10 protein-coding genes are annotated in these 15,055 nt (G+C 73.7%); 3 read left to right on the top strand and 7 right to left on the bottom strand.

Annotation, left to right across the window (positions count from 1 at the left end):
* Positions 1–32 precede the first annotated feature (32 nt).
* Positions 33–1,139 carry an LCP family protein gene (locus ACGFI1_RS11935; protein ID WP_387070737.1) on the bottom strand — a complete coding sequence of 369 codons (1,107 nt, stop codon included), beginning with the start codon at positions 1,137–1,139 and terminating at the stop codon, positions 33–35.
* 477 nt (positions 1,140–1,616) lie between these two features.
* Here ACGFI1_RS11935 and ACGFI1_RS11930 point away from each other — a divergent pair, with 477 nt between their 5' ends.
* The gene (locus ACGFI1_RS11930; RefSeq protein WP_392784974.1) at positions 1,617–3,350 is read left to right on the top strand and encodes an ABC transporter ATP-binding protein; all 1,734 of its coding nucleotides are present in this window, start codon (positions 1,617–1,619) and stop codon (positions 3,348–3,350) included.
* Here the strand turns inward: ACGFI1_RS11930 and ACGFI1_RS11925 are convergent.
* Positions 3,347–6,913 carry an AAA family ATPase gene (locus ACGFI1_RS11925; protein WP_392734016.1) on the bottom strand — a complete coding sequence of 1,189 codons (3,567 nt, stop codon included), beginning with the start codon at positions 6,911–6,913 and terminating at the stop codon, positions 3,347–3,349. The genes ACGFI1_RS11930 and ACGFI1_RS11925 overlap by 4 nt on opposite strands.
* A gap of 185 nt (positions 6,914–7,098) precedes the next feature.
* On the opposite strand from ACGFI1_RS11925, the gene ACGFI1_RS11920 reads away from it, so the two are divergent.
* Entirely contained in the window at positions 7,099–7,437 is a 339-nt protein-coding gene (locus ACGFI1_RS11920) for an STAS domain-containing protein (protein WP_171069265.1), read from the top strand.
* A gap of 28 nt (positions 7,438–7,465) precedes the next feature.
* On the opposite strand, the gene ACGFI1_RS11915 is transcribed toward ACGFI1_RS11920, so the two are convergent.
* The 5 genes from ACGFI1_RS11915 to ACGFI1_RS11895 form a co-directional block, all read right to left on the bottom strand.
* Entirely contained in the window at positions 7,466–8,281 is an 816-nt protein-coding gene (locus tag ACGFI1_RS11915) for an SGNH/GDSL hydrolase family protein (protein WP_392784972.1), read from the bottom strand.
* A 73-nt stretch (positions 8,282–8,354) separates the two neighbouring features.
* Complete coding sequence (locus ACGFI1_RS11910) at positions 8,355–8,954, bottom strand: GTP-binding protein (RefSeq protein ID WP_386869967.1); 600 nt, start codon at positions 8,952–8,954, stop codon at positions 8,355–8,357.
* Between the two features lie 40 nt (positions 8,955–8,994).
* Positions 8,995–9,453 carry a DUF742 domain-containing protein gene (locus tag ACGFI1_RS11905; protein WP_138639454.1) on the bottom strand — a complete coding sequence of 153 codons (459 nt, stop codon included), beginning with the start codon at positions 9,451–9,453 and terminating at the stop codon, positions 8,995–8,997.
* A gap of 30 nt (positions 9,454–9,483) precedes the next feature.
* Positions 9,484–9,933, bottom strand: a complete 450-nt coding sequence (locus ACGFI1_RS11900; protein WP_138639453.1) for a roadblock/LC7 domain-containing protein — start codon at positions 9,931–9,933, stop codon at positions 9,484–9,486.
* Entirely contained in the window at positions 9,930–13,190 is a 3,261-nt protein-coding gene (locus tag ACGFI1_RS11895) for a sensor histidine kinase (protein ID WP_392784970.1), read from the bottom strand. Before ACGFI1_RS11895 ends, ACGFI1_RS11900 begins: the two co-directional genes overlap by 4 nt.
* A gap of 862 nt (positions 13,191–14,052) precedes the next feature.
* On the opposite strand from ACGFI1_RS11895, the gene ACGFI1_RS11890 reads away from it, so the two are divergent.
* Positions 14,053–15,036, top strand: coding sequence for an ABC transporter substrate-binding protein (locus tag ACGFI1_RS11890; protein ID WP_387070746.1), 984 nt, complete (start codon positions 14,053–14,055; stop codon positions 15,034–15,036).
* The last annotated feature ends 19 nt before the right edge of the window (positions 15,037–15,055 follow it).

Here is a 15,055-nt window from a genome sequence, read left to right as displayed (position 1 = left end):
GTAGCCAAGGAGTGCCGGCGGGCGGCTCCCCGTCACTTGGTGATGACGTCCTGCGGGATGGGCTGGTCCTGCTTGAGGGCGTCGAACAGCTTGGACGCCTTGGCCCTGTCCCAGGTGATGTACGAGCCGGCCGCCGCCGAGCTGCCGCTGCCGCCGATCGGGACCGTCGTGGTCACGCCGCTGCCGCCGCTCACGCCCTTCATCGCCCACATCATGCGGACCAGGTCGTACAGGTGGTCGTTCTCGTCCACCAGGAAGTTGCTGGTGGCGTTCATCGCCAGCGGGACGCCGCGGAACGGGTTGAGCATCGTCCCGGGGCTCGTGGCCTTCTTCATCAGCGCGGCGAAGAACTGGCGCTGGTGCTCCACGCGCTCCAGGTCGGCGCGGGCGAACTTGCGGGTCCGCACGTAGCCGAGCGCCTGCCCGCCGTTGAGCGTCTGGCAGCCGGCCTTGAGGTCGAGCCCCGCCTTGGGGTCCTTGATGTCGTCCTTGACGCAGATGTCCACGCCGCCGACGGCGTCGACCACGCCCACGAAGCCACCGAAGCCGATCTCCGCGTAGTGGTCGATGCGGAGGCCGGTGGCCTTCTCCACGGTCTGCACGAGCAGCTTGGGGCCGCCGAACGCGAAGGCCGCGTTCAGCTTGTTCGACCCGTGCCCCGGGATCGGGACGTAGGAGTCGCGCGGCAGGCTGATCAGCGACGTCCCGCCGGAGCCGTAGTGCAGCAGCATCATCGAGTCGGTGCGGCGGCCGCCGGCGAACCCGGTCGCGAGCCGCTTCTGGTCGTCCTTCGACAGGCCTTCGCGGCTGTCGGAGCCGACGACCAGCCAGGTCGTGCCCGGGGTGTCGGCGACGCGGCCGGGGTAGTCGACCAGCACCGACTCGCGCTTGAGCCGCGAGTCCATGTAGAAGTACCCGCCCACGACGACCAGCAGCAGCACGACCACGACGGCGCCGAGCACCCGCGGCCAGCGCCGCCGCCGGCGGCGCCGGACCGGCGCGCCGTCGTACGGGCCGCCCCGGTCGTGCCGCCCTCCGGCGAGCTGGTCACCCGCGTACGGGTCGTCGTACGGGTCGTAGCGGTCTCCGTACGGATCCCGTCCGTAGGCGGCTTGCTGGTGCGACCGGCCGTCGTTCATGCGTAGACCTTAGACAACACTGAGGGTGCGGCGCGTCCCTCCGCCGCATGATTGTCCACTTGAACAAATCACCGCGCTCTGTGACGAATGAAGCGGACACCATCCCCCTTAAGGCGCACACTGCCCCCGGCGGGGAGTAATCCGGCGGGACGCGCGGAGGGCGGCGCATGGGTGCGGGACGGCGTTTATCCAGGCGGTTCACGCTGCGCGGGAGGAACCGGCGCCGCCGGGCGGCCCCCGCCGACCCGGGGCTTCCGGAGGTGATCCTCACCTGGCACGCACGTGACAAGGAACTCACCGAGACGGGGCTGGGCACGATCGCGCGGCGGTTCCCGGCGACGCTCGCGCAGGCGGGGGGGGGGGGGGGGGGGGGGGGGGGGGGGGGCGGGCCCGCCCCCCCCCGACACGATCACCACGGTCTCGCTCAACGTCGCCGCCGGGTTCTTCACCGCGTTCTGGCTGCTGGCCACGACCGGGGTGCTCACCGCCCTGTTCAGCGCGGCGCCGACGCCGTCCCGGGTCCGCGACGCGCTGCCGTCGCTGGCGCTCGTCGCGGGCGCGGTGGCGCTGCGGGCCGCGCTCCAGGCCGGCGCCGGATGGGCGCAGGCGCGGCTGGAGCCGCAGGTCGAGCGGCTGGTCGAGCTGCGCCTCTACGAGGCGACGACCGCGGTGGACATGACCGCGCTGGACGACTCCGACTTCCTGGACGACCTGAAGCGCGCCCAGGGGCGCGGCATGGTGTCGGCGCCCATGGTCGTCCAGCACGCCGTGGACGTGCTCACCGGCGCCATCGGCATGGTCGCCGCCGCCGGGACGCTCGGCGTGCTGCACCCGCTGCTGCTGCCGCTGCTCCTGCTGACCGCCGTCCCGGAGGGGTGGGCGTCCCTGCGCAGCGCGCGGATGCGGTACGTGATGATGCTGTCCCTCATCGGGGTGACGCGGCGCAAGTGGATCCTGTCGGAGCTGATGGTCGACCGGCAGCACGCCGCCGAGGTGCGGTCGTTCACGATGCGCGGCTTCCTGCTGGACCAGTACGACAGGTCGGCCTCCTACCAGCGGAGCGTGGAGCTGGACGTGGCGCGCCGCCAGCTGGTCGTGAAGGTCACCGGCGACATGCTGAAGGGCGTCGCGACGGCGCTCGTCTACGTCGCGCTGGGGTTCATGCTGTGGAAGGGCGCAGTGCCGCTGGCGGTCGCGGGCACGGCGGTGCTCGCGATCCGGACGGGCCAGTCGTCCCTGGCCAACCTGGTGTTCGCCGTCAACCGGTGCTACGAGGAGGGCCTGTACTTCGGCGACTACGTCGCGTTCTGCGCCGCCGCCGAGCAGCGGATCCCGCACCGCGCCCTCGCGCCCGCCCCGGCGGAGGAGCGCCGGCGGCTGCCGGACGGCTTCGCGCACATCCGCGTCCGCGACGTCGTGTTCACCTACCCGGGCGCGGACGCGCCGTCCCTCAACGGCGTCTCGCTGGACCTGCGCAGGGGCGAGGTGGTCGCGCTCGTCGGCGAGAACGGCTCCGGCAAGACGACCCTCGCCAAGATCATGGCGGGCCTGTACGACCCGGACTCCGGCGAGGTGCGGTGGGACGACGTGCCGCTGACGGACGTCCCCCCGCAGGACGTCTGGGAGCGCATCGCCGTCATCGCGCAGGAGTACACGCACTGGCCGATGACCGCCCGCCAGAACATCACCATGGGCCGGGGCCGCGACCGCGCCGCGAACGGGGCCGGCGAGGACGGCGAGGACGGCGGCGAGGACCCCGCGATGCTCGCCGCCGCCCGCGCGTCCGGCGCCGACGAGGTCGTCGCGGAGCTCGCCCGCGGATACGGGACGCTGCTGGACCGCCGGTTCAAGGGCGGCGCCGACCTGTCCGGCGGGCAGTGGCAGCGGCTCGCGGTCGCCCGCGGCTTCTTCCGGGACGCGCCGCTGCTGATCTGCGACGAGCCGACCGCGGCGCTGGACGCGCGGGCCGAGCACCAGCTGTTCGAGCGGATCCGCACGCACGCCGACGGCCGGACCGTGCTGCTGATCACGCACCGGCTCGCCAGCGTCCGCTACGCCGACCGGATCTACGTCCTGGAGCGCGGCGAGGTGAGCGAGGAGGGCGACCACGCCGCGCTGATGGCCCGCGGCGGCCTCTACGCCGACCTGTACTCGCTGCAGGCCGCCGCCTACGGCGCCGGCGGCCCGCAGGAGACCGCGCAGGCGGGCTAGATGTAGAGGCCGTAGCCGCCCTCGTCCGCGCGGGGCGGCGCGTCGGGCAGGTCCTCGGACCGCAGCAGCACCACCTCCGCCGGGTCGACCTCGCGGCCCGCGTCGTCGCCCGCGGTGATGCGCTGGGCCTGCCGGGAGATCGCCGCCTCCAGCAGGTTGCGGACGAGCCGGGCGTTGCCGAAGGAGGAGCCGCGCGGCTGCGCGGCGACGCGCTCGCGCAGCGCGTCCAGCACCCCGGGCGCGAGCGCGAACCCGGCCTCGGCCGCCATGAACTCGAAGATCGTGACGAGTTCGTCGTCGGTGTAGTCCGGGAAGCGGAGCTTCTTCGGGAACCGGGACGCCAGGCCCGGGTTGGCCTCCAGGAACCGCTCCATCTCGGCGTCGTAGCCGGCGACGATGACGACCAGGTCGCCGCGGTGCTCCTCCATCAGCCGCAGCAGCTCGGCGATCGCCTCGTGGCCGAAGTCGCGCCGGTCGCCGCCCGCCGACGACAGCGCGTACGCCTCGTCGACGAACAGGACGCCGCCGAGGGCGCGCTCGACCGCGCCCCGCACCCGCGGCGCGGTCTGCCCGACGAACTCGGCGACGAGGTCGGCGCGGGTGACCTCCACCAGGTGCCCGGACGACAGCAGGCCGAGCCGGGCGAAGACGGCGGCGATCAGCCGCGCGATCGTCGTCTTGGCCGTGCCGGGGTTGCCGCTGAACACCATGTGCCGGGCCGGGGGCGCGGGCGACACCTTGGCGTCGCGGCGCAGCTGCTCGGCGCGGACCTCCGCGACGAGCGCGGCCACCTCACGCTTGATGTCGGCGAGCCCGATCAGCCGCTCGACCTCGGCGAGCGGGTCGCCGGGCACGTCGTCGCGGCCGCGGGTCAGCGTGTCGGGGACGTCCTCCAGCAGGATCACGTCGAGGGACTCGGTCTCGTCCACGATGCCGTCGGCGAGGACGCGGCGGCCCTGCATCGCGACGGCCCGGTCCAGCAGGTTGGTCATGATGCGGACGTTGCCGAGGCTCCGCTCGTGCGGCGCCGCCTCGACCAGCGCGCGGACCTTGTCCAGCACGCCGGGGGCCAGCTCGAACCCCGACGCGGCGGCCTTGGCCGCGAACACCTGCACCAGCTCGTCGTCGGTGAGGTCGGCGAACCGGATCGTGCGGGGGAAGTGGGCGGCCAGCTCGGGATGCGCCTTGAGCAGCCCGTTCATCTCCGCGTGCGGGCCGGTCAGCACGACGACGAGGTCCTCGGTGTGGGCCTGGACGCTGGTCAGCAGGACGTCCAGCACCTCCCGGCCGCGCGCCGCGTCCGCCGACACCGACACCAGCGCGTGCGCGTCGCGGACCAGCAGGACGCCGCCGTGCGCCTGCTCCACCGCGCGCCGCACCCGCAGCACGCTCTCGCTGGCGTACTCGCCGAGCAGGTCGGCGCGCTCCACCTCGACGAGGTGGCCGGACGACAGCACGCCGAGGTCGGCGTAGATCCGGCCGAGGATCCGGGCGACCTTGCCCTTGCCGGTGCCGGTGCTGCCGGTGAAGACCAGGTGCCGGGGGCGGGCCCGCGCCGTCATGCCCGCCTCCCGGCGCAGCCGCGCCGCCTCGGCCTCGGCGATCAGGGCGTCGACCTCCCGCTTGACGGGGTCGATGCCGACGCAGGCGGCCAGCTCGGCGAGCGGGTCGGTCTCGGCGGGGCGGCCCGCGACGAGGCGCTGCGGCAGGTCGGCGGCGGTGACCTCGACCCCGTCGGCGCCGGCGTCCGCGGCCCGCGCGCGGGCCGCGGCGACGGCCTGGCCCGCCATGTGGTCGGCGAGCCGGGCGCCGCGCAGGTTCCGCAGCGGCGGCGTCCGGCGCAGCAGCGCGCCCGCGGCCGCCGCGGCCTCCGGCGCGGTGCGGCCGCCGCGCCGCGCGACCGCGAGCGTGAACAGCTCGGCGAAGTCGTCCTCGCCGAAGTCGCGGGTGCGGGCGACGTCGAACGCGCGCACCAGCGCCGGGTTGGCGTCGAACAACCGGCGGTCGCCGCCGGGCCGGCACAGCGCGACGACGTCGAGGGACGGCGCGCGGGCCATGAGCCGCCGCAGCTCCTCCACGGCGGCGGCGCCGCAGCGCTCGCTCGCGGCGAGCTTCTCCAGGTCGTCCACGACGAGGAGCATGCGCCCCTCCAGGCAGTCGCGGACGCGGGCCTGCAGCCACAGCACGGCGTCGCTCACGCCGAGCGACGCGAACACCTGGTCGGAGATCCACAGCGCCTCGCGGACGGCGCCGCGCGCGGCCAGCAGCTCTTCGACGGCCTCGGCGGCGGTGCCCTTGCCGGTGCCCTCGGGGCCGGTGACGAGCAGCCGGACGGCCCGTTCGCCCGCCAGCCGGGCCGTCACCGCGTCCCGCAGCACCCGGGTGAGCTCCGGCTGCCCGACGAGCCCCGGCTCCGGCGGCGCGGCGCGTCCGGGGCGCTCCGCCGCGGCGGCCGCATCCTTGTCGCCGGTCCCGAACGACGGCACGTGGAGGATGCGGCGGGCGGTGAACAGCCGGCGCAGGTCGGCCTGGAAGGGGCGCACCGGGACGCGGCACTTCGGCGTGACCGGCGCGTCGGGCAGCCCCTGCACCGCGCCGGTGAGGCGCACGGCCATGTCGAGCCAGGCGCGGGCGGCGTCGGCCTCCCCCGCGACGAGGCCGCGCGCCAGCCAGGCGCGCACGTCGCCCTGCCACGCCTCCGCCGAGAACCCCTCGCGCGCGGCGCGGAACCGCTCCTCCACGTTCTCGTAGCGGGCGGTGCCCAGCACGACCGCCAGCTCGGCCGGGACGACCTGGGCCTCGGCCGCCAGCAGCAGCCGGGCCAGCGCGGCGTCGGCCTCGTCCCCGTCGGCGACCGATGCGGCGAGCCGCTCGTGCGCGGCGTCCAGGCCCTGGCACGCCCACCCCAGGTACCCGACCGGGCCCGCCAGCTCCGGCAGGACGGCCAGCTCCGCGTCGGTCAGCCCGGCGGTCCAGGCGTCCTCCAGCCGCCGGTTGGGGACGGCCATGTCCGCCTCGCGCAGCTCCGGGTCGGCGGCGCGCCGGTCGAACAGCTCGGCCAGCGCCGCGCGGCGCCGCTCCACCGGCTCCAGCCCCGCGAAGACGTCCAGCCCGGCCCGCGCCAGCTCGAACATCACCGTTCGGCGCTCGGGGTCGTCCCCGGCCGGCTCGGGCAGCCACAGGCCGGGCGGCCGCCACCGCCCGCCCTGGGTGAACCAGGCCAGCGGGTCGCGCACCGCCGGCTCCGGCGTCGCCAGGAAGTCCGACAGCAGCTCGTAGTCGACGTCGCCGCGCGACCCGCCGCGCACCGCCGACGCCCCCAGCAGGAACGTCAGCAGCGACCACTGCTCGGCCCCCGCCGCGCTGGTGCCGTCCCCGTAGAAGTCGCTGAGCCGCCGGGTCAGCACGACCGCGCGCTTGTCGGTGTTGTAGGCGACCGCCCGTTCGCGGATCTCCTCGTACAGGCCGTCCGGTACGCGCCAGGGCCCGTACGCGTACACGTCCAGTACGGGTTCCTCGGTGAGCAGCACTTCGAGATGGTCCGGCAGCCGGGGGGCACTCAAGTCGCGTCTCCTGTACAGCGGCGGGGGCGATCACGTCCGACAGCACCCTATGACCCGGCACACACGGACACACCCCCGTCGCGGCGGGTTGGCAGGCGCGCGGGCGTCGGTGATAGTTGTCAGATGGAAAGCATCCGCCGGACGGCCCTCCGCCGGACGCTGGGCTCACAGGAGGGGAACCCCCCGTGCCACCTTGGGAAGTGACCACGCGCGCCGACGGCGGGCGAGCCGTCGTCCGGCTGCGCGGGGAACTCGATATCGCCTGCTCGGAAGACCTCCGCAGGGAGCTGAACGAGGCCCGCCGCGAGCACGGCGAGCACCTCGTCCTCGACCTCGCCGAGCTGGAGTTCATGGACTCCAACGGCCTGTCGGTCATCGTCGCCTGCTACAAGGCCGCGACGGCCGCCGGCGGCAGCCTCACCCTCGCCGGCCCTCGCCCGATCGTCCGCCGCGCCCTGGAGATCACCGGGTTGCACCGCCGGATCCCCGTGACCGAGACCCTGCAGGAGGCCCTCGCCGGCTGACCGGAGCGCCCGGCCCCGGGGGGCGGCCCTACAGCGGGAGGGCCGTGGGGCGCTTCGGGGCGCGGCCGTCGCCGGACGAGCGGCCGGTCGCGCGGCGCCCGATCCACGGGACGAGGTAGGTGCGCGCCCAGCGGACGTCCTCGCGGCGCATGGTCAGCCAGTCGGCGCGGTCCAGCGGCGGCCAGGGCTCGCGCCAGTCCCCCTCGACCGGGACGCCGATCGCGCCGGCGACCAGCAGTGCCATGCGGCGGTGCCCCTCCGGCGACAGGTGCAGGCGGTCCTCGTGCCAGGCGCGGGGGTCGTCGAACGCGCGCAGCGGCCACAGGTCGACGACGTCGCAGCCGCGGCGGTCGGCGATGGCCCGCAGGTGCATGTTGTAGGTCGCCGCCTTGCCCCGGATCCGGTGGCCCGAGCGCAGGCCGCGGGTGTCGAAGCCGGTGAAGACCACGACCCGGGCGCCGGTGGCGCGCAGCCGGCGGACCGCGTCGTCGAACACGACCGCGAGCGCGTCCGGGTCGGCGCCCGGCCGGATCATGTCGTTGCCGCCGGCGCACAGCGTGACGAGGTCGGGGGCGAGCTCGACGGCGTGCGGCACCTGGTCGTCCACGATCTGCCGGACGAGCTTGCCGCGGACGGCGAGGTTGGCGTAGCGCAGACCGGGGCTGTGGGCGGCGATGTGCTCCGCGAGCCGGTCGGCCCACCCGCGGAACACGTCGTCCTCGCCCGGATAGGGGTCGTTGAGGCCCTCGGTGAAGCTATCGCCGATGGCCACGTACGTCCGGATCCGCTCCACTTCGCTCACCGCAAACCCCCCATACGCGTCAACATGATCGAACACGACCATTAATCATGCATCGTGCATACGACCTACGCGACCGTAACCCGGCGCCCGCGCCCCCGGCGGGCGGCGCGGGCGGCTAGGTCCAGCTCGGGGAGGTGGAACCGGGCTGCGGGGCGGGCGCGGCGGCGTGCGCACCGCCGGCGTGCACCGTCATCGCGTGCTTGACCAGCGTGATCAGCACCTGCTTGGTGGACTCGCGGCTCCGCGCGTCGCACTGCACGATCGGCACGTGCGCGCTGATCGACAGCGCCTCGCGGATGTCCTCCACGGCGTACTGGAACTCGCCGTGGAACCCGTTGACGCCCACCACGAACGGCAGGCCGAGCTCCTCGAAGTAGTCCACCGCGGCGAAGCAGTCCTCCAGCCGGCGGGTGTCGACCAGCACGACGGCGCCGATCGCGCCGCGGACCAGGTCGTCCCACATGAACCAGAACCGGTGCTGCCCGGGGGTGCCGAACAGGTACAGGATCAGCTCGCTGTCGAGCGACACGCGCCCGAAGTCCATCGCGACCGTCGTGGTCGTCTTGTCCGGCACGGCCGACAGGTCGTCCACGTCGGCGCTGGCCGCGGTCATCACCGCCTCGGTGGTGAGCGGCATGATCTCCGAGACCGAGCCGACGAACGTGGTCTTCCCGACGCCGAATCCGCCACCGACGACGATCTTGACCGAGGTCAGCTCGGCCTCTCCGCCGTGCGGCCCGGGGGGCGGGACCTGGTCAGAGCTTCCGAAGGCCACTGAGCACCCTTTCTAGCAAGCGGATGTCCGGCTGTCCGCCGGCGGTGGTTGCGGGCTGCGACTGGTGCAGCCGCAGCAGGCCCTCGACGGCCATGTCGGCGACGAGCACGCGCGCCACGCCGAGCGGCAGGCGCAGCAGCGCGGACACCTCGGCCACCGAGCGGGCGGACCGGCACAGATCCATGATCGCCCGGTACTCGGGGGTCAGCACGGCCACGTCCCGGGGCGGGTAGGGCGCCGCGGTGACCAGCGCCTCGATGGCCAGGTCGTAGCGCGGCTTCGTGCGCCCCCCGGTGACCGCGTAGGGGCGCACCAGCGAACTGCCCTCGCCCTCGTCCCGCTCGGGCGGGCGGCCCGGCGCCCGGCCCTGGTCACCGGGCCAGCGTCCGGAGCCGCCCGGCCCGCCGGGGGCGCCTCCGTAGTGACTGCCTCGATCCATGTCGCCGACCTCCGTCAGAGTCAGTCACGATCAATAGCGGGCGGGGCCTGCGCCCATCTCGGTCACGGACGGCCCGGAGTAGGGCGGCTGCTGCTCCTGGGTGCGCAGCGCGGGGGTCAGCGCCCGGCCCACCCGCTCGACCAGCAGCGTCATCTCGTAGGCGACCAGCCCGAGGTCGCAGTCCGGCGCCGCCAGCACCGCGAACACCGACCCGTTCGTGATGGACATGACGAACAGCAGCCCGCGGTCCATCTCGACGACGGTCTGGTTCACCCCGCCCGCGTCGAAGATCTTCGCCGCGCCCTGGGTGAGGCTCATCAGCCCCGAGGCGATCGCCGACAGCTGGTCGGCGCGCTCGGGCGGGAACCCCGACGAGTACGCCATCGGCAGCCCGTCCGAGGAGACCACGACGGCGTGCGCGACCTTCGCGACACGGTCGGCGAAGTTCGTCACCAACCAGTTGAGATCCTGCCCGCTCACCGCGTGCCTCCTGTCTCGCCGTCACCCTGTGACGGCGCCTCACCTGAAGTTCCTGTGCCTCGAGCCTCGTTGCGTCCCCGGTGGACGCCGCGCTGCAGGCTCGCGAAACGGCTGCGTACCACGTCGGCCGACTGGCCGGGCCCCTCCTGGCCGGGGACCTGCGGTCCCTGCGGCGCCGGGAGCTGCTGTCCCTGCACAGACTGCACCGGGCCGGTCCCGCCCGGCAACGGGCCTCCCGGCGGCGGCGCCGCCGGCGGCTGCGCGGCGCCGGCCGGCTGCGCGGCCCCCGCGGGGGTGCGGCCGACCGCTCCGGGCACGCGGTTCTTGCCGGGCACCCGCTTCGGGAGCCCCACGTTCGTTCGGGACGTCGCCACCGGCCGCCGGGCGGCCTCGGCGGCGCGGAAACCCGCGTCCGCGGGCGATTCCCAACCCTTCACCGGATCCTCCCCGGACGACCCTCCGGACCTGCGCTGGAACCATTCGGACTGCATCGCGTCGAAGATGGGCGACCGCTCGGGCATCCGCGGCGGCCCCGCCGGCTCGGCCGGCGCGGGCGGCGGCGCCGCGGCCCGCATGGCGGGCTCGGGGGCGGGCGGCTCCGGCGCGTACTCCTCCATCGGGGCCGGCGCCGCGCCGTCGGAGTAGGCGTAGCCGTCGGCCGCGGGGAGCGACTCGACCGGCAGCGGCCCGGTCTCCCACGGGATCTGGCGCGCGGAGCGGGGCTCCGGCACCGCCGGCTGCGCCTCCGGGACGACGGACTGCGGGCCGGTGCGGCCGCCCGGCCGGTAGCCGGAGCCGTTGGTCCCGGCGGTGCCGGGGGCGGCGGGGGCGGCGGGCTCCTGCGGGCGCTCGCCGCGCGGCTGGAACAGCCCGTTCGGGGCGCCGTCGTCGGACGGGCGGTCGGGCAGATTCGCCCCCGGCTCGCGGATGGGCAGCTCGCCCGGCCGGCGCGGCCGCTGCCGGTCGCCGGGCTGGTAGGGGTCGTCCGCCGGCTGGCGGGTCTCCTGCGCCCGGAGCCGGTCGCGCGGCGGGCGCCGCTCGATGGGCGGCGGCACCGTCGGCTGGGCGTCGGTGCCGGAGAAGCCGCCGACCGGGATCGGGCCGGTCTCGCCGATGATCGGCTGGGCGTCGGTGCCGCCGCGGAGCGAGCGCAGCGGCCCGGTGCCGCCGCCGACCATGGGGTGCCCGCCGGTCCCGCCGGACGGGGCGCCCATCGGCGACCCGGCGGCCCCGTAGCCGTCCTGGCGGAACGCGCCGCCCGCCGCGGCGGGCCGGTCGGCGGCCGTCGCGGTGAGCGGGGAGAGCTGGCCGTGCGAGCCGGACTCGCGGGGCCCGAGCCCGCGGGCGCCGATGCCGCCGGACTCGCCGGCGCTGATCGCGGCGTCCGGCAGCACGACGAACGCGGTGAGCCCGCCGCCCTGGGCGGCGCGCAGCTCGACCCGGATGCCGTGCCGGACGGCCAGGCGGCCGACCACGAACAGGCCCATGCGGCGCGCCGCGGAGAAGTCGATGACCGGCGGGTTCGCGAGCCGCCAGTTGGCCTGCTCCAGCTCCTCGGGCGACATGCCCACGCCGTTGTCGGTGATCTGCAGCATGCAGCCGCCGCCGCTGAGCATCTGCCCGGAGACGGTGACCTTGGTGTGCTCGGAGGAGAACGCGGTGGCGTTCTCCACCAGCTCGGCCAGCAGGTGGACGAGGTCGTTGACGACGGGGCCGGTGACCGCCATGTCGCCTTGAACCCGCAGCGCGACCCGTTCGTACTGCTCCACCTCGGACAGCGACGCCCGGACGACGTCGATGAGCGGGACGGGCTTGTTCCAGCGCCGCACCTGCTCCTGGCCGCCGAGGACGAGGAGGTTCTCCGAGTTGCGCCGCATGCGGGTCGCCAGGTGGTCCAGCCGGAACAGGCTCGCGAGCTGCTCCTCGTCGCGCTCGCTCTGCTCCAGCTCCTCGATCAGCCGCAGCTGGCGCTCGATGAGCGACTGGCTGCGCCGGGAGAGGTTGACGAACATCGCGTTGATGTTGCCGCGCAGGACGGCCTCGTCGGCCGCGAGCCGGACCGCCTCGCGGTGGACCTCGTCGAAGGCCCGCGCGACCTGGCCGATCTCGTCGGTGGAGTCGATGTCGATCGGCTCGACCTCGATGCCGCCGGCGGCGGCCTCCGGATCGCGCAGCCGGTCGACCAGCCCGGGCAGCCGGGTGCTGGCGACGTCCAGCGCGCCGACCTGCAGCCGGCGCAGCGGCCGCACCAGCGACCGCGCCATCACGATCGTGATCAGCAGCACGATGGCCAGCAGCGCGGCGATGATGACCGCGTCGGTGATCGAGGACGTCCGGGCCGCCGCGCCCTTGTCGTCGCTCCTGGCCCTGATGTCGCTCGCCAGCCGCGTCTCGACCTCGCGCATCTTGTCGATCATGCTGGTCATCGAGTCGCGGAGCAGCTTGGGTGAGCGCGCGGTGCCGAGCGTGCGCGACAGCGGCCCGCCGGTGGTGGCGACGCCGGAGATGACGCGCTGCCGCAGCAGCCGGGCCTGGTCGATCTTGGTGCCGACGACGGTGTCCTCGTACAGCTGGACCTGCTCCAGCGTCGCGGAGTCGCGGAAGGCGGCGAGCTCGCTGTCCTCCTGCGCGCGCGCCGCCCGGAGCTCGTTCAGCTCGTCGGCCGCCAGCTGCCGGGACCGCGCGCCGACGAGGAGCAGGGCCCGCTCGCGCGAGACCGCCTCCTTGGCGCGGGCGAGGGCGCCGAGGGCCCGGCTCGCCTCCGCGAGCCGGTCGTCGGCCGCGTTCTGGGAGATACCGTCGAGGACCGCGATCAGCTCGCTGGTGGCCCCGGTGTACTTCTGCAGCACGATGAAGGCCGGGACCTTGGTACCGACGACCAGGGAGCGCAGGGCCGTGATCCCGTCCAGCCGGCTGAGCACCGCGCGGGCGTCGCGGACGGCCTCCGAGCCGTAGGAGCCGTCGATCGCGTTCGCGGCCGACCGCACCGCCGCGACCTGGGCGTCGGTCCGCCGCTCCTGGGCCTGCAGCTCCGGCAGCAGCGCGCCGGCGCGGCCCGCGGCGCTGTACTCCACGGCCATGTCCCGCTCGGCCGCGAACTCCTGGACGAAGCGGGTGATCCCCTCGCCCAGCTCGGCCATCTGCTCGACGCGCCCGTACGTCTCCGCCTCGCTGAGGGAGCTGGAAATGCGCACCCCGGCGAGCACGACGGCGGCGACCGTCGGAACCAGGACCAGCACGATCAGCCGCTGTGGCACACGCCAGTTCCGCAGGCTCAGCCTGCTGCCTGACCGTGTCGAACGGTCCGACTGAACCTCGACGTTACCTGGTCGAGGACCGTCGCGACCTTCGTCGCTTGGTTGCATCCGCCGCTAACACCCTCTCCACACGATGTCGCACTCTCCGTGGCCTCATAGGCGCGCAGGGTTAAAGCGACCTCACCTCCACCCTCGGCGCACGACATTGCAGCACATTCCCGGATAGGCCGCAAAGGACCATAGGTCAGCGGTTATAGACCAATGGAGCGATCGTGACTTTATACCCATATGTCCGTTTTCCTGAGCATGGACGATCACGGACGGTGTCCGCGCGTACCGCAATGCGATGGTCACGCACCGTGACATCGGCTGATGGCTCCATTCCTTTCGGTGAACGGAAGGGGAAAGTACATCGCAACCGGACCGTGACCAGTTACTCTCCGAATTGGAATGGCGCTGGATTGTCACCGCCGGCGTCCAATCAGGCCCTCCGGGAATGCCCCGGTGACTTCGGCGCGCCATTGGACGCCATATTCGACAACGCGGGAACCCGCAGCCCCGCGGGGTTCCGGGCCTCCCGGCGCCCGCGGCCGGGACGTCCGCCGGCGGGCGGCGGCGGCTCGACCAGGGGACCCTTCCCGGCGGCCGGGGAGCGGCGGGCGCCGCCCGGACACCGGCCGCCAGGACACAAGAAAGTCACGCAATTCGGAGCCAAACCACTCAAGTCGCACACTTCGCGATACCCTCCCTCGAACGTGATCTTCAGGCGTGGCGGTGCGGTGGCTACAGTCGTTCCTCCGGCTCACAAGTCCCGACCGGCGGCCCCGCCGAAGCAACTTCCCCCGCGAGTTAAGGAGTGCCCATGCGGCAATCCCTCCGTCTTTCAGCACTGGTCGGTGCCTTCGCCCTGGTCCTGTCCGCCGCGGCGGGCTGCGGCGACTCCGACGACTCCGCCAAGGGCGGCCAGGGTCTGGAGAAGGACACGATGACGGTGGCGGCCCTCCCGCTGGCCGACAACGTGGCGGTCTACATCGCCCAGAAGCAGAAGCTGTTCGAGGCCGAGGGCCTCAAGGTCGAGATCAAGCCCGTCCAGCAGAGCACCCAGGCCATCCCGGCGCTGATCAAGGGCGACGTGAACGTCATCGCCGGCGCCAACTACGTGTCGTTCCTGCAGGCCAACGAGAAGGGCACGCTCAAGCTGAGCGTGGTCGCCGAGGGCGCGACGCTGGCCTCGCACACCTTCGACCTGCTGGTCAAGTCCGACTCCAAGATCAAGACCCCCAAGGACCTGGAGGGCAAGAAGGTCGCGGTCAACATCCTGAACAACATCCAGTCGCTGACGCTGGACGCGATCCTGAAGGCCAACAACGTCGACGCCTCCAAGATCGAGTACGTGCAGGTGCCCTTCCCGCAGATGGCGACCGCCCTGGAGAAGGGCCAGGTCGACGCGATCCACGCCGTGGAGCCCTTCACCTCCGACACCGAGAAGAAGCTCGGCGCGCGGGTGGCCGTCGACGGCGGCTCCGAGCCGGTGACCGACCTGCCGATCAGCGGCTACGTCAGCACCCAGGAGTTCACCCAGAAGAACCCGAAGACGGCCGCGGCGTTCCAGCGGGCCATCATCAAGGCGCAGAAGCTCGCCACCGGCGACCGCAAGGTCGTCGAGCAGGCGCTGCCCACCTACACCAAGATCGACGCGAAGGTCGCCGGCGTCATCACGCTGCCGGGCTACCCGACCTCGCTGAACACCACCCGCATGCAGCGGACCGTGGACCTCATGCTGACCGCGGGCCTGCTCAAGCAGAAGCCCGACATGAAGTCCGTCCTGTTCCAGCCGACGTCCTGACCGGCGAGCACTGATTCCC

The sequence above is a fragment of the Actinomadura geliboluensis genome (genome assembly GCF_043197915.1).
Lineage (GTDB): Bacteria > Actinomycetota > Actinomycetes > Streptosporangiales > Streptosporangiaceae > Spirillospora > Spirillospora geliboluensis.
The sequence above is the reverse complement of the archived record's forward strand: the minus strand, read 5'-3'. Positions and strand labels throughout refer to the sequence as shown.